The organism is Sorangium sp. So ce295, assembly GCF_051527405.1.
GTDB classification, from domain to species: Bacteria; Myxococcota_A; Polyangia; order Polyangiales; family Polyangiaceae; genus Sorangium; species Sorangium cellulosum_B.
The window spans coordinates 2,151,837-2,169,424 of sequence record NZ_CP150324.1 but is presented as its reverse complement, the minus strand read 5'-3'; the positions used below and the strand labels follow the sequence as shown (position 1 = coordinate 2,169,424).

Genomic DNA, 17,588 nt, shown 5'->3' with positions numbered 1-17,588 from the left:
ACATCGGGGCCAGCCCGAAGCCGCCACCCTGCGATAGAAAAGGGCGCAGCGGTGCTGCACATGTCACAGTCGCGTCGCAATGGCGCGATCCGTCCGTGTGCGCAACCTCGCAAAATCTCTGAATATTTCAGAAACCGATCTGCTCCTCTGGCTCGCGGAGCACGCGCCAGCGACGGAGCTCCGCCACCCCGCGGACTTCCTCCCGGCGGAGCTCGCGGGCCGGGCGCAGCAGGCGCTCGGTCGCTCCCCGCCGTCGGCGCCGGCGGAGGAGCGGGTCGAGCGCCGCTGCGCCGAGTGCGCGAAGCTGCCGCCGAAGGCCGGGCTGCGCGTGGTCGAGGTCGGCGCCGATGCCGTCTGCGACCTGTGCGGCAGCTCGGCGAACAAGCGGGCAGCGCTCGCGATGATCGGCGCGTTCCACGCGCGCGGGCTGCGGAGGCTGCTCGTGGTCGGCGGCGGGCCAGGCACGTCCGAGGACCTGCGGCAGCTGCTCGCGGGCGAGGTCGAGATCCGCATCGTGGACGGAGAGGGTCACCGCAATGCGGCGAAGGCCGACGCCGATCTCCGCTGGGCGGACGTGGTCGCGGTCTGGAGCTCGACGATCCTCTCCCACAAGGTGTCGAAGCTCTACACCGATCAGCGCGCCAGCTTCCGCGAGAAGCTCGTGACCGTCCCGCGGCGCGGCGTGGCCGCGCTGTGCATGGCCGTCACCGAGAAGGTGGGCGCGCCCGCGGGATGAGCGGCGCCCGGCCTCCCCGGCCGGCTTCCGCCGGGCGGCGCCTCACCCTTGCTCGGGGCGGTTGTTCGGCGAGCGCAAGCGCGAGCGCTCACGCGGGGCGGCTGCTCAGCCGCACCCGGCGGAAGGTGCGCCGCGCGTGGGGCACCCAGCCCTGGAAGTGCCAGCGCGCGGCCATGACCAGCCCGCGGACCCACTCGTCGGCGGCGTAGGCGACCCAGACGCCGGCGAGCCCCCAGCCGAGGTGGACGCCGAGCAGCCAGGACAGCCCGACGGCCACGGCGAACATCGAGAAGACGCCGAACCCGACAGGGAAGCGGGCGTCGCCGGTGGCGCGGAGCCCGTTGATGACGACCAGGTTGAGCGTGCGGCCCGGCTCGACGAGGAGGGTCAGCCAGAGCAGCCGGGAGCCGGTGGCGATCACCTCGGGATCGCGCGAGAAGAGGCCGAGCAGGTGGGGGCCGAGCAGCGCGGTGGCGACCACCAGGCTCACGCACACACAGAACCCGATCGCCAGGCCGCTGCGCACCAGGCGATCGGCGCCCTGAAGATCGCCGGCGCCGATGTGGTGTCCGACAACAATCTCGGTCCCGAAGCCGATCGCCATGCCGAACAGCAGCAGGAAGTGCATGATCTGCATCGTGTACGTATGGGTGGTGAGCGCCGTCTGCCCCATGTTGGCGACCATCGCGAGGATGATCATGAAGCTGATGCGATAGACCACGTTCTCGCCCGCCCCCGGCAGGCCGATGTGCAGCATCTCGCGGAGGCGGTCGGGGCGAATGCGCCAGAAATCCTCGAACGTCGGGCGGATGCCGAGGCGCGAGATCCACAGCTGCCGGTGCATCCAGAACGAGAGCGCGCGCCCGACCACCGCGGCGACCGCGAGCCCCATCATGCCGAGCCCCGGAGCCCCGGCGACACCGAACATGAGCGGCAGGCTGAGCGCGAGCTGCACGACGTACATGACGACGATGAGGCGCAGCGTGTCGCGGGTGTAGGTGTGCGCGCGCAGCACCGAGCCCATCGAGAAATTCACCGCGTCGAACGCCAGCATCACGCCGACGGCGATCAGATAAGGCTCCGCGATCGGGAACAGGGAAGGCGGCAGGCGCATCAGCTCGAGCAGCGGCCTCGCGCCGATCGCGATGACGACGAAGCTGAAGACGCCGAGCCAGAGATTGGCCGCGAGCGACGCCCGCGCGACATGCTCCGCGCCGGCGCGGTCCCGCGCGCCGAGATACTGGGTGACCACCACGCTCGCGCCGACGCTGACGAAGCGAAAGGTGATCATGAAGGTCAACATGATCTGGTTGGACAGCCCGTACGCGGCGGCGGCCTCGTCCGACAGGCGGCTGACCAGCCATACGCCGAACACGCCGACGAGCATGTGCAGCAGGTTCTCGCTGAAGATGGGCCAGGTGATCTCCAGCAAACGAGGGCGAGGGAGAGCGGGTGCAGGTAGGACCGATTGCAAAGCGCCGCATCCTACTCTGCCGAGGGGCACCTCGCCATGACGGAACACGGCCGCGCAGGCGCGGTCTCGCGGTCTCGCGGTCTCGCGGTCTCGCGGTCTCGCGGTCTCGGGCGCGGGGCGCGGTGGTACGCGGAACGAAGGTTGGCGCCGCTGTCGCCTATCTCCTCACGGTCCGCTCGATCGCGCGGAAACCTAGCGAGGCAGAGCGAAACCGAGCGAATGACACCGACTGCCCCGCGCCGCCCCCGGCGGCGCAGACGGAGAGGAAAGCTTCCGTCAACACACGCAAGAGCGTGTTCTGGCTCGCATCCTTGCAGGGTTGTCCCTTCCCGTATCCCCGCGGTTCGATTACTCTGGGAATGGGCGGAGCAGGGCACACTCGCCTCTCTGCGCCTGGAGGATCAAATGGGGATAGTGCACGGCAGCGCCCGATGGCTCCTGGCCGCGGCGGCCATGGCGCCGGCTGTCGCTGGCGGATGCTCCTGCGGCGATTCCGGCGGGACGATCGGCGCCACGTCCGGCGGCGGAGCCGACCAGAGCGCGGGGGGTGGCGGCTCCGGGGGAATCCCCTTCCTGGCGGGGAGCGGCGGGTCGGGGGTCACGAGCGGCGGGTGCGAAGGGCTCGAGTGCCAGCAGATCGCCTGTCCAGGCGGCGGCACGACCACCGTGAGCGGCACCGTGTACGAGCCCGCGGGCAAGCTCCCGCTGTACAACGTCACGGTGTACGTCCCGAACAGGGAGCTTGAGCCCATCACCGACGGGGCGAGCTGCGATCGGTGCAATGTGACGCTCTCCGGCGATCCGATCGCGACCGCGCTGACGGACACGAACGGGCGATTCGTGCTGGAGAACGTGCCCGTCGGGGTGGATATCCCGCTGGTCGTCCAGCTCGGCAAATGGCGGCGCCAGATCACGCTGCCGAAGGTCGAGGGGTGCGTCGACAACCCGACCGTGGACACGACGGTCCGCCTGCCGCGCAGCAGGGCAGAGGGCCACCTCCCGAAGATCGCGCTGACGACCGGCGGCTCGGACGTGCTGGAGTGCCTGCTGTACAAGATGGGAATCGACGCGTCGGAGTTCACGCCGGAGGCGGGCGACGGGCGGGTGAACCTGTTCGCCGGGCGCGCTATCGAGGGCGACAGCGCGACGAGCAGGTATCGAGACGGCCTGAACGACGGCGCCCCCTTCTCCCTCGCGCGGGAGTTCTGGGGCTCTCTCGACGACCTGCGTCGGTACGACATGGTGATCCTGTCGTGCGAAGGCTCCGAGTTCAGGGACGACAAGCCGGAGGCCGCGCTGCGAGCGATGTTCGACTACGCCTCCGCGGGAGGCCGCGTGTTCGCGTCGCACTGGCACAACACCTGGATCCGGCTCGGGCCGGAGCGGTTCCCGGAGACGGCGGAATGGGACGAGGAGAGCGATCCCGACGACGGGCTCCCCGTGCTCGTCGACACCACGTTCCCGAAGGGCCTGGCGCTCCGGGACTGGCTCGCCAACGTGGGCGCGTCGACCGTGCCCGGGCAGATCGAGATCGACGATCCGCAGCACTGGGTCGACTCGGTGAACGAGGAGATCGCGACGCGGTGGCTCTACAACGAGGCCAACACCGATTTCGACGCGCCCGCGGGGGTCAAATACTTCACGTTCAATACGCCCATCGGCGCGCCGGAAGAAGAGCAGTGCGGCAGGTTCGTGTACACGGACATCCACGTTGCGGCGAGCGACGTCGCCGGGGCGCCGTTCCCGAGCGGCTGTGAAGACCGCGACGGGGCGATGCATGAGCTGACCGCCCAGGAGAAGGCGCTGCTCTTCATGCTGTTCGACCTGTCCGCCTGCATCGCGCCGGACGACCAGCCGCCGCCAGTGCCGGTGCCGACGTGACGAGCGCCTCGACGGCGCGGCGAGGCGAACCGGGCGCGGCGCCCGACGCTTGACATCCCGGGGGCGCTCGCTCGCAATTTCCTGAGCGATATTGACGCCCTGCGCATGGATAGGCGATTGCCCAGGGTGGTCACCCGACCACCAAGGGGAGCACTGTAGCCTGCGTGGACCGGCGCGGGACAGCCCTCGCGCCCAGACCAGAGACGCAGCGCATCAGCGTCCGTTCCACGGGCTCCACCAACTGGCATATTTTTTGCGGAGTTTCTGTTGACTGCGTTGCCTGCACACCACAGCTCCCTCAGATCGGCGCCCGTGAAGGCTTCGCCTCACGGTCTCGCTGGAGACCACCGGCCGCAGCTGTCACCTGCGTGAACCAGCACTGTATTTTGCCATACAAACAGCGCGGATTTTATCCCTTGATCAGAGGCACGCAGAGGGCTTGCCATGGCGCTGAACTGCCCTTTTAATGCCGCGCCATCCGGATACTTCTCTTGGAGGACATGATGAAAACTGTTTTGCTTCGCGGTGTGCTTGGCAGGTCGAAGTGGTCATTCGGCCTTGCGGTGGTTGCGCTGCAAGCCACCGTGCTGATCGGCTGCGGTGACGCGGCGACGGAGGACGGCGCGGGCGGCTCGGGCGGCGGCGGGGCGACCTCCGCGAGCGCGACGACCTCGAGCGCCTCGACGACCTCCGCGACGACCTCGAGCGCCTCGACGACCTCCGCGAGCGCGACGACCTCGAGCGCCTCGACGACCTCCGCGAGCGCGACGACATCGGCCTCGTCCACGACGAGCGCGAGCACCGGGGGGATCCCCACGGACGGCACGCCGGTCGAGCGTCATGGCCGGCTGCGGGTCATGAACGGCAACATCGTCGGCGAGCACGGGTCCCCGGTCCAGCTCAAAGGCATGAGCCTGTTCTGGAGCCAGTGGAGCAACTACTACAACGGCAATGTCGTCAATTCGCTCGCGGACAACTGGGAGTCGACCGTCGTCCGCGCCGCCATGGGCATCGAGGGTGAAGACGGGTACCTCCAGGACGCGGGCGCCCAGAAGGCCAAGGCGAAGACCATCGCCGACGCGGCGATCGCGAAGGGCATCTACGTCATCCTCGACTGGCACGATCACAACGCGCACCAGCACCTGGACCTGGCGAAGAACTACTTCCGCGAGGTGGCGCAGGCCTACAAGAACACGCCCAACGTCATCTTCGAGGTCTTCAACGAGCCCCTCAACACGAACACCTGGCCCGCGGTGAAGTCCTACGCCGAGGCGGTGATCTCCGAGATCCGCGGCCAGGGCGCGAACAACCTGGTCATCGTCGGCTCGCCGAACTGGTCGCAGGACGTCGACATCGCCGCGGACAATCCCCTCAGCGATCAGAACGTGGCGTACACCCTCCACTTCTATGCCAACACGCACAAGGCGTCGCTGCGCGACAAGGCCCAGAAGGCCATCAACAAGAAGCTGGCGCTCTTCGTGACCGAGTGGGGGACCTGCTCCGCCGACGGCAACGGCCAGCTCAACCTCGGCGAGTCGCAGACCTGGCTCGACTTCCTGGACTCGCACAACATCAGCTGGGCCAACTGGTCGCTTGGCGACAAGGCCGAGGCGTGCTCCGCGCTCAGGCCCAACGCAAACCAGATGGGCAACTGGAACGACAACGACCTCACCGAGTCGGGCAGGTGGGTGAAGGGGAAGATCGCAGAGTGATCCCCGTACGGGTCACCGGCCGCTCGCGCCGGTGACCCGGCCCCGACCGAGGGCGCCGCTCACCCGTGCGCTCGTTTGCTCTCCACGGACAGGGGCCGCCCGGCACAGAAGGGGCATTGTTCGTCCGAGCACCAGTCGTCGTCCTCGAGGCCGAGCGCCCGGAGCTGCTCCAGCTCCCACGCGCGCGCCTCGGGCGAAAGCGGGGAGGGACAGGTGGACTCGTGGTCTCGCAGGCTGCTCAACATGGACGGTCCCGTTCGGTTGTGCTCCGGAGAGCGATTCCGGGATCTATCGCGCACCGCCCTGCAGCGCCCGCGAAATCGGCCGTTCCCCGCCGCGTCCTCCTACATCCGAACGTTTACGTTCACGTTCACACTCACGTTGGTGACGGATGATGGGGAGAAGGGGCCGGAGCGCTCTTCAGCGGAGCGCACCCGCGCGCAGCCGCTCGGCGACCTCCCGGCGTCGCAGCTTGCCGCTCGTCGTCTTGGGCAGCTCGCCCGGCGGAACCAGGACAACCTGGTCCACCGTGACGCCGTTCGCCCGCAGCGCCTCCCGCACGCGCTCCACGAGGCCGGCTTGCTCGGACGCCTCGGCGCGCGTCTCGGCCACCACGTAGACCGACTCGGTCTGGCGCTCCTCGACGAACAGCCCGACCGCGACGACGCACCCGGCCCGGATCCCGTCGACCCGGGAGGCGATCTCCTCGATCACGGCGGGGATCATCGTGTGACCACCCTTGATGATCACCTCCTTCTTCCGGCCGGTGACGAACAGCGTCCCGCGGTCGATGAACCCGAGATCGCCCGTGCGCAGCCACCCGCCCACGAGCGCCTCGGCGGTCGCCTCGGGCTCGTTGAAATAGCCCTCCATCACCGTCTCCGAGCGCACCTCGATCTCCCCCACCGTGCGCTCCGGGACGGGGCTGCGCTGGGCGTCCACGATCCGGATCTCCGTGTGCGGGATCGGCCTGCCGACGCCGGTGAGCTCCAGCGAGAGGGGGCCAGGCGCGGCCTCCTCGACGCGGCCCTCGCGCTCCAACAGGCCGCGATCCACCGTGAGGGCGCGCGGCTCGGCGTAGAGGTCGGGGAAGGTCACGGCGACCGTCGCCTCGGCCAGCCCGTAAACAGGGAAGAACGCCTCGACGCGGAAGCCGCAGGGCGCGAACGCCTCGGCGAAGCGGCGGAGCAAGGCGGGGGAGATCGGCTCGGCGCCGATCATCGCGCACCGCCACGCGCCGAGATCGAGGCCCGCCTCGGCGGCGCGGCGGGCGAGGCCGATGCAGATGGCATAGGCGCTCGGCGGCCCGAGCGAGATGACGCCCCGGATGCTCGACATCTCCGCGAGCCACGAGAACGGCCGCGTCCGGAACTCGAGCGGCGAGAGCATGTGAACGGGGAAATCGTTGAAGAGCGGGAAGAGCAGCCCGCCGACGAGGCCCATGTCGTGGTGGAGCGGCAGCCACGAGACGCCCCCCGCGCCCTCGCCGCGCACGGGGAGCCGCTGGCTCATCGCGTCGAGGTGCAGCATCAGCCGCTCGTGCGGGATCACCACGCCGCGCGGGTGCCCGGTGCTGCCGCTCGTGAGCTGGATGAGCGCGGGCCCGGGCGCGCGCTCCGGATCGGGCAGCGAACCCGCGAGGGGCGCGTCGAGCAGCGGCTCGGCGGCGAGCTGGAGGAGGCCGTCCGCCCCCTCTTCACCCTGCGCGAAGCCGAGCAGCGCGGACGAGACGACGAGCGCGCGCGCGCCGACGCGGTCGGCTGTCCGCTGGAGCTCGCCGAGGAACGCCGCCACGTCCGTGAGTCGGTAGGGCACCCCGACCTGGATCGGCACCGCGCCGAGCACCCAGACGCCGAAGAGGCACGGCACCGCCACCTCCACGTCCGTCACGAGCAGGAGCACGCGATCACCCGGGCGCACCCCCGCCGCGAGCAGGCCCGACGCCGCCGCGCACGCGCGGCGCCAGTACTCCGCCCACGACCACCCGACGAACTCGCCCTGCTGCTTGTGATAGAACCCGAATCGATCCGGCGTCGCCTCGGCCCGCGCCCTGAGCAGGCCCGCGACCGTCCGCGCAGCGAGCCCGCGGCTCACGGCGCGCGCCCCGGCTCGGGCGAGGGCGCGACGCCGAGGCGCTCGCGGCCGCCGCCCTTCGTCGCCACGATCATGTACTCGAGCGCGGTGCGGCGCGCGAAGGAGAGCCGGCCCACGGTCATGTACGTCTGGAGCAGCCGCGAGAAGCCGGGCGCGCGGGCGTCGATCCGGGCGCGGTTCGCGCGCACGTTGTCGATCCACCGGGCGACCGTGTGCACGTACGAGCTCGTGAGATCCTCGACGCGCCGGACATCGAGGCCGGCCTGCTCGATCATCCCGAGCTCCTCGGCCAGCGAGATCAGGCGGCAATAGCCGAGCGCCTCGACGAAGATGTACTGCGTCGCAGAGCTCTCCCGGTCCCCGCGGGCGCGCGCCGGGAAATAGCAGTCGGAGATGAGCAGCCTGCCGCCCGGGCGCAGCGCGGCGGCGATCTTCTGGTGGATCCGCTCGCGGTTGTGCATGTGCACGATGCTGCCCACGAAGAGCACGGCGTCGAGCGACTCGGGCGCGAGGTCGATGTCCTCGATATGAGCGAGGTCGATGCGGACCCGCGAGGCGACGCCCGCCCGGTCCGCGCGGCGGAGCGCCTCCTGCCGCTGCTTGTCGCTCAGCGTGACGCCCTGGAAGCTCCCCCCGGTGCGCTCGGCGAGATAGATGAGGTTCGAGCCCCAGCCGCACCCCACGTCGAGGACGCGCTCTCCGGGGTGGATGTCGAGCTCGCGGCGGACCCAGTCGTACTTCCGCTCTTGCGCCGTCTCTAGGCTCTCGGCGGGATCGAGGAAGATGCCCGTCGCGTAGGCCAGGCGGCTGTCGAGGACCATGGAGAATATCTCCGGGTCGTTCTGGTAATGCGCGGCGACCTCCCGCCGCTCGTGCTCCCGCTGCTCCTCGGGCGTCCGGACGGCGGCCTCGCGCTCGGCGCGCGTGCGCGGGGCGGTCAAGGCGCCCCTCCCCGGCCGCCCCGCGCCGCGATCTGCGCCTCGACGAAGGCGATGACGTCGCCGACCGTGCTGATCTGCGCCTGATCGGGCGCCGCGAAATCGGGCGCCACGATCTGGAATCGCTCCTCGAGCGCGACGTTGACCTCGATGAGCGCCAGTGAATCCACGCCGAGGCCGCTCTCGAGCGACAGGTCGGGAGTCACGGCGTCGACGCTCATCCCACATCGCTCTGCAATGATGGTACGGACCTCTCTGGCGATCTCCGGATCTCCACCGCTCGCCACCTGCGGCTGCTTCCGAAGCGCCGCCTCGCTCTTGTTCATCGCGCTCTCCAGTCCAGGGTTCGGCGCGCGCGACCATCAGCACGCCGGCGCGATAGATGCTCATGCCAGCGCCGGTCACGGCCGTAGCGCGACGTACCATGATCGCCAGTCGTCGTCCATGGCCGGACGAGCCCGCTCGACCGCGAGGTCAGCGCGTCGCGGGCGCGCTCGCGTGCTGCGCGCCGGAACCTGCGCGCGACAGACGCGCGAGGCCCTGCCGCGGCGCCTCGCCGCGGCCCGGCGCGAGCGGCTCAATCGCCGAAATCGCCGTCGAACCCGCCGCCGTCATCGACCCCGCCGCCGTCATCGACCCCGCCGCCGTCATCACCCCACGGATCGCCGTCATCCGCCCCATCCCCCTCGTCGCCCGCCGAGAGGTCGTCGCCGCCGCGATCCGCGCCGCTCAAGAGGTCAGGATTCTCGGCGGCCTCCTGCGCTGTGCCGAGCATCGTGCCCGCCGGGTTCACGAAGAGGACGTGTGGCGGCGTGAGCATGTGCATGAACGAGGAGATGAGCATCACGTCCAGCATCATCCCCAGCGGGCTGGGTGGGTAATAGACGACGAACGGGTCATAGCCGGGGTGCGTGGGGCTCACGGGAGGCCGCTCGGCGCCCGCGCCGTCGCCCGCTGGCGCGTGCACGACGCGCGCGTCGGCGTGGTGATGCTCCACGCGCGCCTCCGGCATCGTGGCCTTGAGGGCGCCCTCGACCCGCCCGACGAAGGACTCGAACTGCAGCCGCGCCGCCTCGAACAGCGCCGGATCCTTCGCCAGGGGCTCGACGCGGCGGCGGTAGTCCTCCGCGGACTCGCCGGCTCGCGGCTCGAGATCCCGCAGGCGCCCGCCGATGGAGACGAGCCCCGCCGGCTCGTCGTCGGCGTGCTCGGTGCGCGCCCGCGTCTCGATGACCAGGTGCAGCCCCGCCTCCTCGTGCTCGGCGGCGAACCTGAGCTCGCTGAACCCGCGCCCGAACACGGCGGAATGCTCGGACAGCGCGAGCACGAGGTCGGGAAGATCGTCCGGCTTCCCGTCCGTGTCCTGGAAGATGACCGTGTCGTCGATCACGAGCGAGAGGGCGTTCGTGACCCCGAGCTGGACGAGCGCCCCCCGCACCTGATCGACCACGGCGGTGGCCTCGAGCTCGACGCGCACGCGATCGGTGTCGAGATCCACCGTGGCGCCGAAGCTGCGCTTCAGCTTCTCCCAGACGGTGGGGTTGCGCTGGATGATGCTGCCCTTGAGCGAAACGTGGATCTGTCCGATGAGCCGCATACGCGCTACTTAGCACCGCGCAGGAGCCCGGCCGCCCCTGGCCGCCCCGGTCAGCCGAACGTGAACCGCTGCGCCACGCGCTTGTACGCCTGCTCGACGACGCGGCGGGCGTGGTGGATCGCGTTGGAGTGGGGGAACTGCAGCGAGGGCGGCGCGCCCTCATCGACGCCGCGCGCCCCGTGCGTGGAACCGTGCGTGGAAGACGCCGCGTCCGAGAGCCGGCGCGCGAGGGCGCCCACAGTGTCGACCTCGAAGTCCTTCGAGTTCTCGTCGAGGAAGCGGCAGAGCCCGCGGAGCCGCTCGACGTTGAGCCGGTTCGGGAAGCCGCGGCGCGCCTCCGCCGAGTCGAGGAAATAGAACTCGAACGAGTGGGTCACCAGCGTGACCTCCTTCACCCCGAGGGCGCGGTAGCGGAGGAGACAGTGCTTGATCTCGTCGAGGGTCACCGCCGTGATCTGAAGGTGCCTGAAGCGCTTCGTGGGCTCGATGAAGTTCGTGACCGGCAGCTCGTACACCCCCGGCTCGGGCGTCTCGAAGAGGCCGAGCCGCGCGCCCGGATACTGCATCTTGCAGTTCTTGCTGAAGTAGCAGGGGTTGTAGTTGCTGCTCAGCACGAGCCCCGCCCGCTTCATCGCCCGCCATGTGTCGTTGCTCGCGCCGAAGTTGCCGGCGCGGTAGCCGAGCAGCTCGCTCGCCGGGACGCCCGCGCGCACGAGCAGGTCGCGCCCCTCGAGGAGGAGCCGCGTCTGCTCCTCGACCGGGTAGTCGGCGATGTCGTCGGAGACGCGGGGCTCGCCCCGGGTGTGCCAGTCCGCGCGCCGCTGCACGGGGTGCACGTGCAGCTGCACGTCGTGGCCGCGGCTGTGGAGCGCCTGGCACACGCTCGTCAGCCCGTCCATCCCGAAGCTGTACGAGCCGATGGCCTCGACGAAGAACGTCCCGCGCTGGCCGTACGCCTCGAGCTCGCGCATGATGAGCTCGATGCCGAGGGGCTCGCGCTGGTTGACGAAGCGGCCCCAGATCCGGAGGTCGTAGCCCATCGCGGGAGACTTGGTATCGCCCAGGATGCGCTCCTCGGCGCACTCCACGTCCACGGTGATGTATACCCGCGTCCTCCCGTCAGCCATCGCCAGCTCCTCCCTCACCGCGCTTCTGAAGAACCATCGTGATCGTCGGGGACACGCAGCCCACGTGCATCCCGAGCGGGCCGAGCAGCCGGTTCGCCGCCGACAGGGCCATGAGCCGCGGCCCGGACAGCCCCATCTTGGCCTTCAGGTCGACGATCAGCCGGCCGCGATCCTGCTGCGATATGTCGACATAATCGCCGAACCCGCGCCGGAGCTGCCAGGGAAATACGCTGTAGATCGACCTGCCCGGGAACAGCGGGCGCAGCAGCCGAGGCACGTAGTTCATCAGGGGGCGGCGGCTGTGGCACTCGACCGGCCAGAGGCGGTTGCTCGTGCCCAGGATGACGATGAACCCCCACGGCCCGAGCACCCGATCGATCTCGCGCTGGACGGCCGGCAGGCGCTCAGGCGGGACGTACTCGAGCACGCTGTTGCAGGAGACGAGCTCGAACTCCCCGTCGGCGAACGGCATCGCGGTCGTGTCGGGGACGTGATGAACGCGGATCCGGTCCGACAGCCCGTGGCGCTCGACGTTCAGCTGCGCCAGCTCGACGTACATGGGGTCGACGTCGAGCGCGGTCACCTCGGCGCCCAGGGTCGCGAGCACGATCGACGTCCCGCCGAAGTGGCAGCCGAACTCGAGCACCTTCTTGCCGCGGACCGACGTGAAGAGGTCGTCGTAGGCGTGGCGGCTGCGGCGCCACTCCAGCGTGGCATACCCCCCGACCCACGGATCGTCGGGATCCCAGCCGTGGCGCCGCGCGCTCTCGCGGAAGCGGTGATCGGCGTCTGCGTCGCGGACAGCCGGCGGGGTGGCGACGTTCTGGCTCGGTTCGCTCATCGGGGAGAGGATCAAGCGTCGGCTGTCCCTGCGGGCAGCAGGGGCGCCCGGTAGATGGCGAACAGGAAGGGCGAGAACCAGGGGTTCGTCTCGCCGGGGACCACCCGGCGCGCGATCGCCTTGAGGGGCGGGACGACCTTCCAGACGACACGCCGCGCCACGAGCGGCGCCTCGTCGTCCAGCCAGAAATCGAAATGGCCGCCCGTGTAGCGGGCCTGGACGATCTCGGCGCCGTTGCGGCGGGCGGCGGCCTCCAGGAACGGCAGGTTCATGATGCGGGTGTTGTGGCCCTTCAGGTTCTTGCGATCGAACAGCCAGTGGAGCGCCTTCTGCCCGCCGGCGAAGTTCGGCATGCCCACCACCACGGTGCCCCCCGGCTTCACCAGCTCGAAGTGCCGATCCATCACCGCCCCGGCGTCATCGAAGTGCTCGATGAACCCGAAGGAAGCGACGATATCGAACTTCTGCTGGGGCTTCCAGCTGAAGAAATCCCCCTTCTCGATCTTGCCGACCTTGATGCCGCGCTTCCGGATCTCCTGCTCGACGACCTCCGGGTCGCAGGCGTAATCCAGGCCATACGCCGTGAACCCCAGGCGCCCACAGAAGTCGACAAGGATACGGCCTGGTGCGCAGCCGATCTCGAAGAACGACAGCCCCTCCCCGCGCGGGAGGAACGGAGCGACGTCGTCGTAGATCTCGCAGCCGCCACCCAGATCGTCGGTGCCGACGTAGCCCTTCCAGTGGTTCTCCCAGTACTCCTGTGACGTGAGCTTCAACGTCGCCTCCTCGATGCCATCGCGAAAAGGGCGGCTCATGAGGAGCCTCCCGGAGAACCGCAGTCGACCACGCGCGGCGCGGGCGATCGAATGCTGTCCGAAATTCGTCCAGTTTTGACGAATCCTAGAGGACGGGGAGGCTCACATGCAAGCCGGCCCTCCGCCTTCTTCCCGCGCCTCCGTTCCTCAACGCAGGCGCACGCAGGCGCGCGCCTGTCAACGCAGGCGCACCTACGCGGCGCGGGGTCGCCGCGTAGGTGCCCCAGCGCGCGCGGCGCCCGGGCCCGCTCCCAGGAGCTCCGCCGCGCGCCGCGCTCGCGCGTCGCGCGTCGTCAGCGCTAGGAGGCGGCCCCCTGCTGGAGGCGCTCGCGGAGCAGGACCTCGAGCGAGGCGAGCGCCTTCGCGAAGCCGTCGATGCCCTCGCTCAGCTTGTCGCTCGCCATCCGGTCGGCGGCGTGCATCGCGCCGAACGCCGCCTCATCCATCGGGATCTTCGCGATCTGCAGGGCGCGCGCCGCGTCGGGGTCGAGCTTCCTCGGCAGGTCGCCGCGCGCGGAGGCGAGCTCCGAGAGCAGCTTCGGCGAGATCGTCAGGAGGTCGCAGCCGGCGAGCTCCTTGATCTCGTCGATGTTGCGGAAGCTCGCGCCCATCACCTCGGTCTTGTAGCCGTGCTTCTTGTAGTAGTTGTAGATCTTCGTGACCGAGACGACGCCGGGGTCCTCGGCCGGCGCGTAGCTCGTGCGGCCGGTGTCCTTCAGGTACCAGTCGAGGATGCGCCCGACGAACGGCGAGATGAGCGTCACGCCCGCCTCGGCGCACGCGATCGCCTGGTGCAGCCCGAAGAGCAGCGTGAGGTTGCAGTGGATGCCCTCCTTCTCGAGGACCTCCGCCGCGCGGATGCCCTCCCACGTCGAGGCGATCTTGATGAGGACGCGCTTGCGCGAGACGCCGGCCTCCTCGTAGAGGCGCACGATGCTCCGGCCCTTCTCGATGGTCGCCTGGGTGTCGAAGGAGAGGCGCGCGTCGACCTCGGTCGAGACGCGGCCGGGGATGATCTTCAGGATGCGCAGGCCGAAGTCGACGGCGAGCCGCTCGAACGCGAGGCCCACGACGTCGTCCGGCCCCTTGCCCCGGCCCGCCTCCTTCTGGCCCCAGGCGAGCGCGCCGCTCACGATGTCGGCGTACTCGGGCATCTGGGCCGCCGCCGTGATGAGCGACGGGTTCGTCGTCGCGTCCTGGGGGCGGAATTTCTCGATCGAGTTGATGTCGCCGGTGTCCGCGACGACGACGGTGTACGCCTTGAGGCGCTCCAGCAGGTTCTGGTCCATGGGCGGCATTGTACGAGCAGCCAGCCAGGACGCTTCAAAGCTTTCGTGTCCTTCGTGGGAGGACCCCCCTCCGGCTGGATGCACGGCCGGCGGTGGCCTATGGAGAGGGCCCCGTGGAGCCGCCCCCCAACGCCGTCGCGCAGCGCGTCCTGTCCGCCTACGAAGATCGCCTCTCGGTCCTGCGCGCCGAGGCCGGCGCGCTCGATCGCCGCTCGAGGACCTTCTCGCTGCTGCGCGGGGTCTCGTTCCTGGCGGCGGCCGTGGCCGGGGGGTACGCGCTCTTCGGCGACGTGCCGCGGTGGGTCACGTACGCCGCCGGGGCGGTGACCGCGGTGTTCCTCGGGCTGCTCGTCGCGCACGCGCGCCTCGTCACCCGGATGACGGAGATCGAGCAGCGCATCGGCCTCTACGTGCGCGGCAAGCGGCGGGTCGCCGGCGATTTCGCCGATTTCCCGGAGCGTGGCGATCGGTTCGCCGCGCCGGACCACGATTACGCGGGCGATCTCGACGTGTTCGGGCAGGCGTCGCTGTTCCAGCTGCTCAACGTGGCGCAGACGGGCGAGGGCGAGGCCACGCTCGCGGCCTTCCTCGCGGAGCCCGCCCCGGCGACCGCCGTGGCGGCGCGGCAGGAGGCGGTGCGCGAGCTCGCCGGCCTCGGGGCGTTCCGGGAGGATCTCGCGGTGGTGGGCATGCAGGCGGGGGCGCGCGGGCGCGAGGCCGGCCCGCTCATCGCGTGGGCCGAGGCGCCGCCGGCGCTGCTCGGCCCGGAGGCCCGCGCGGGCGGCCTGCCGGTGAGCGCGCTCCTGACCGCGGCGAAGGTGCTCGTGCCGCTGACGCTGGCGCTGCTCGCGGCGCCGCGGTTCATCCCGGCGGAGCAGCTCGGGCTGCTCCGCCACGCCTACCTCCTGCCGCTGGCCGCCCAGATCCTCGTGCTGGTCCTGCTGCGGCCCGCGGTCGAGCCGATCGTCGCCGCGGCCTCGTCGCGCGAGGCGCCGTTCGCCCGGTACCGGCCGATCCTCGCCCGCGTCGAGGAGCAGGCGTTCTCGTCGGCGCTGCTCGGCGAGCTCAAGGCCGAGCTCGCGGGGCCCTCGGGCGTGCTCGCCTCACGGGAGATGACGGCGCTCGAGAGCCGGGTCGGCTACTCGGACCTGCGCCACAGCGGGCTCGTCCACATCGCCGCCAACCTCTTCCTGCTCTGGGACGTGTGGTGCGCGCTCGCGCTGGAGCGGTGGAAGCTGCGCGCGGGCCGGCACGTGAAGGCGTGGATGCGGACGCTCGGGCACATGGAGGCGCTCGCGAGCCTCGCGACGTTCGCGCACGAGAACCCCGACTACGCGTACCCCGACGTGAAGGACGGCGAGCCGCGCTTCACGGCGTCGGGGCTCGGCCACCCGCTCCTCCCGCGCGATCGGCGGGTGACGAACGACGTCTCGCTGGAGGGCGCGGGCGCCGCGCTGCTCGTGACGGGGTCCAACATGTCGGGCAAGAGCACGCTGCTGCGCGCCGTCGGGGTGAACGCCGCCCTCGCCCTCGCGGGCGCGCCGGTCTGCGCGTCGTCGCTGGCGCTCTCGCCGGTCCGCGTGCGGACGAGCATGCGGATCAAGGACTCGCTCGAGCACGGCGTCTCGCACTTCTACGCCGAGCTGACCCGCCTGAAGCGCGTCGTCGACGGCGCGAACGGCGGCGAGCGGGTGCTGTTCCTGCTCGACGAGATCCTCCACGGCACGAACGCGCGGGAGCGCCAGATCGGGGCGAGGGCGGTCGTGCGGCACCTCGTCGCGCGGGGGGCCATCGGCGCGGTGTCGTCCCACGACATGGGGCTCTCCGTGCTGGAGCAGGAGACCGCGGGGCGGGTGCGCAACATGCACTTCGAGGAGCTCGTCGTCGAGGACAGGATGACCTTCGACTACAAGCTGAAGCCCGGCGTGGTGACGAGCGCGAACGCGCTGCGGCTCATGAAGATCGTCGGGATCGACGTCGACTTCGCGGAGGGCGAGCGGACGGCGCCGGCGGCGACCGCGGCGGCGATGGCAGCGACGACCGCGGAGGCGGCGCGGGAATGAGCGGCGGCGACGGCGGTGACGACCGCGGCGATGGCGCGGGAATGCGCGCGGCCCCCGGCCGCGTTGAGGGCGCCATGCTTTCTCCGCTCCCCGGGTACCTCTCGCGCCGCGCCCTCGCCTCGGCGCGTCCCCTGCTCTCCGGCGCGGTCCTCGCGATCACAGCGAGCGCCTGCGCCACGGCGCCGCCGCCGCCGTCAGCTCCCCCGGCGGCGAGCGGCGGGGCGGCCCCGCCGGCCGCGAGCGCGCCGGCCGCGAGCGCGCCGGCCGCGGCGCGGACCGAGATCGACGAGGGCGGGGCGGCGCTCCTCCGCGCCGAGGGCGTGGACGGCGCGTTCGTCCTGTTCGACGCCGCGCGGGGCGTCACCCGCGTCGTGAACCCCGACCGCGCGGCGTCGCGGTACGTGCCCGCCTCGACCTTCAAGATCCCGAACACGATCATCGGCCTGGAGACCGGGGTCATCCCGGACGAGCGCTTCACGCTGCGGTGGGACGGGGTGCAGCGCCGCGTGCCCGACTGGAACCGCGATCACGATCTCGCGTCGGCGATGAAGCACTCGGTCGTCTGGTTCTACCAGGAGGTCGCGCGCCGGATCGGGCCCGAGCGCATGCAGGCGCACCTCGACGCGCTCGGCTACGGCAACCGCGACATCTCGGGGGGCATCGACCAGTTCTGGCTGACCGGGGGGCTCCGCATCTCCCCGCACGAGCAGATCGATTTCCTGCGGCGGCTCCACGCCGGCGCGCTGCCCTGCTCCGCGCGGAGCGTGGACATCGTGAAGCGGCTCCTCGTGCTGGAGCAGACGCCGGCCTACACGCTGCGCGGCAAGACCGGGATGGAGATGGACGAGCGATCGAGCACCGGCTGGCTGGTCGGCTACGTCGAGCGCGGGGCAGACACCTACTTCTTCGCGACCGTGCTCCTCGGCGCAGGCAGCGACGGCGAGCGCATCATGCCGCTGCGCCGCAGCCTGACCCGCGCCCTGCTCAAGCGGCACGGCGCGCTGCCCGAGGACGCCTGACG

General features: G+C 70.7%; 16 protein-coding genes. 5 read left to right on the top strand and 11 right to left on the bottom strand.

Features of this window, described 5'->3' with window-relative positions; translation table 11 throughout:
- Positions 1-97: 97 nt before the first annotated feature.
- Positions 98-736: a hypothetical protein gene (locus tag WMF11_RS08315; RefSeq protein ID WP_437550755.1), complete on the top strand. Its 639-nt coding sequence runs from the start codon at positions 98-100 to the stop codon at positions 734-736.
- A gap of 88 nt (positions 737-824) precedes the next feature.
- On the opposite strand, the gene WMF11_RS08310 is transcribed toward WMF11_RS08315, so the two are convergent.
- The gene (locus WMF11_RS08310) at positions 825-2,168 is read right to left on the bottom strand and encodes an MATE family efflux transporter (protein WP_437550753.1); all 1,344 of its coding nucleotides are present in this window, start codon (positions 2,166-2,168) and stop codon (positions 825-827) included.
- A 447-nt stretch (positions 2,169-2,615) separates the two neighbouring features.
- Between WMF11_RS08310 and WMF11_RS08305 the strand changes: the two genes are divergently transcribed.
- Positions 2,616-4,091 carry a carboxypeptidase regulatory-like domain-containing protein gene (locus WMF11_RS08305; protein ID WP_437977070.1) on the top strand — a complete coding sequence of 492 codons (1,476 nt, stop codon included), beginning with the start codon at positions 2,616-2,618 and terminating at the stop codon, positions 4,089-4,091.
- A gap of 463 nt (positions 4,092-4,554) precedes the next feature.
- Here the strand turns inward: WMF11_RS08305 and WMF11_RS08300 are convergent, their stop codons facing one another.
- Positions 4,555-4,908 carry a hypothetical protein gene (locus tag WMF11_RS08300; RefSeq protein WP_437977069.1) on the bottom strand — a complete coding sequence of 118 codons (354 nt, stop codon included), beginning with the start codon at positions 4,906-4,908 and terminating at the stop codon, positions 4,555-4,557.
- Positions 4,909-4,948: 40 nt separating this feature from the next.
- Here WMF11_RS08300 and WMF11_RS08295 point away from each other — a divergent pair, with 40 nt between their 5' ends.
- Entirely contained in the window at positions 4,949-5,803 is an 855-nt protein-coding gene (locus WMF11_RS08295) for a glycoside hydrolase family 5 protein (protein WP_437977068.1), read from the top strand.
- A 59-nt stretch (positions 5,804-5,862) separates the two neighbouring features.
- Here WMF11_RS08295 and WMF11_RS08290 read toward each other — a convergent pair whose 3' ends face one another.
- From WMF11_RS08290 to WMF11_RS08250, 9 genes are all read right to left on the bottom strand, one after another.
- A complete protein-coding gene (locus WMF11_RS08290; protein ID WP_437977067.1) occupies positions 5,863-6,048 on the bottom strand; it encodes a hypothetical protein in 186 nt (61 codons plus the stop codon).
- A gap of 175 nt (positions 6,049-6,223) precedes the next feature.
- On the bottom strand, positions 6,224-7,897 hold the full coding sequence (locus WMF11_RS08285; RefSeq protein WP_437977066.1) for an AMP-binding protein: 1,674 nt from the start codon (positions 7,895-7,897) through the stop codon (positions 6,224-6,226).
- Positions 7,894-8,838 (bottom strand): SAM-dependent methyltransferase, encoded by a 945-nt coding sequence (locus WMF11_RS08280; RefSeq protein ID WP_437550744.1) that lies wholly within the window; start codon positions 8,836-8,838, stop codon positions 7,894-7,896. Before WMF11_RS08280 ends, WMF11_RS08285 begins: the two co-directional genes overlap by 4 nt.
- Positions 8,835-9,161 carry an acyl carrier protein gene (locus tag WMF11_RS08275; protein WP_437977065.1) on the bottom strand — a complete coding sequence of 109 codons (327 nt, stop codon included), beginning with the start codon at positions 9,159-9,161 and terminating at the stop codon, positions 8,835-8,837. Before WMF11_RS08275 ends, WMF11_RS08280 begins: the two co-directional genes overlap by 4 nt.
- A gap of 251 nt (positions 9,162-9,412) precedes the next feature.
- On the bottom strand, positions 9,413-10,432 hold the full coding sequence (locus WMF11_RS08270; RefSeq protein ID WP_437907880.1) for a hypothetical protein: 1,020 nt from the start codon (positions 10,430-10,432) through the stop codon (positions 9,413-9,415).
- A gap of 50 nt (positions 10,433-10,482) precedes the next feature.
- Positions 10,483-11,559 (bottom strand): polysaccharide deacetylase family protein, encoded by a 1,077-nt coding sequence (locus WMF11_RS08265; RefSeq protein WP_437977064.1) that lies wholly within the window; start codon positions 11,557-11,559, stop codon positions 10,483-10,485.
- Positions 11,552-12,400 (bottom strand): methyltransferase domain-containing protein, encoded by an 849-nt coding sequence (locus WMF11_RS08260; RefSeq protein ID WP_437977063.1) that lies wholly within the window; start codon positions 12,398-12,400, stop codon positions 11,552-11,554. The genes WMF11_RS08265 and WMF11_RS08260 overlap by 8 nt, the downstream gene beginning before the upstream one ends.
- Before the next feature lie 11 nt (positions 12,401-12,411).
- On the bottom strand, positions 12,412-13,215 hold the full coding sequence (locus tag WMF11_RS08255; protein WP_437907877.1) for a class I SAM-dependent methyltransferase: 804 nt from the start codon (positions 13,213-13,215) through the stop codon (positions 12,412-12,414).
- 299 nt (positions 13,216-13,514) lie between these two features.
- On the bottom strand, positions 13,515-14,504 hold the full coding sequence (locus tag WMF11_RS08250) for a transaldolase (protein ID WP_437550734.1): 990 nt from the start codon (positions 14,502-14,504) through the stop codon (positions 13,515-13,517).
- A gap of 113 nt (positions 14,505-14,617) precedes the next feature.
- On the opposite strand from WMF11_RS08250, the gene WMF11_RS08245 reads away from it, so the two are divergent.
- Positions 14,618-16,567, top strand: coding sequence for a MutS family DNA mismatch repair protein (locus tag WMF11_RS08245; protein ID WP_437977062.1), 1,950 nt, complete (start codon positions 14,618-14,620; stop codon positions 16,565-16,567).
- Between the two features lie 74 nt (positions 16,568-16,641).
- Entirely contained in the window at positions 16,642-17,586 is a 945-nt protein-coding gene (gene blaOXA, locus WMF11_RS08240; RefSeq protein ID WP_437977061.1) for a class D beta-lactamase, read from the top strand.
- Positions 17,587-17,588: the final 2 nt, after the last annotated feature.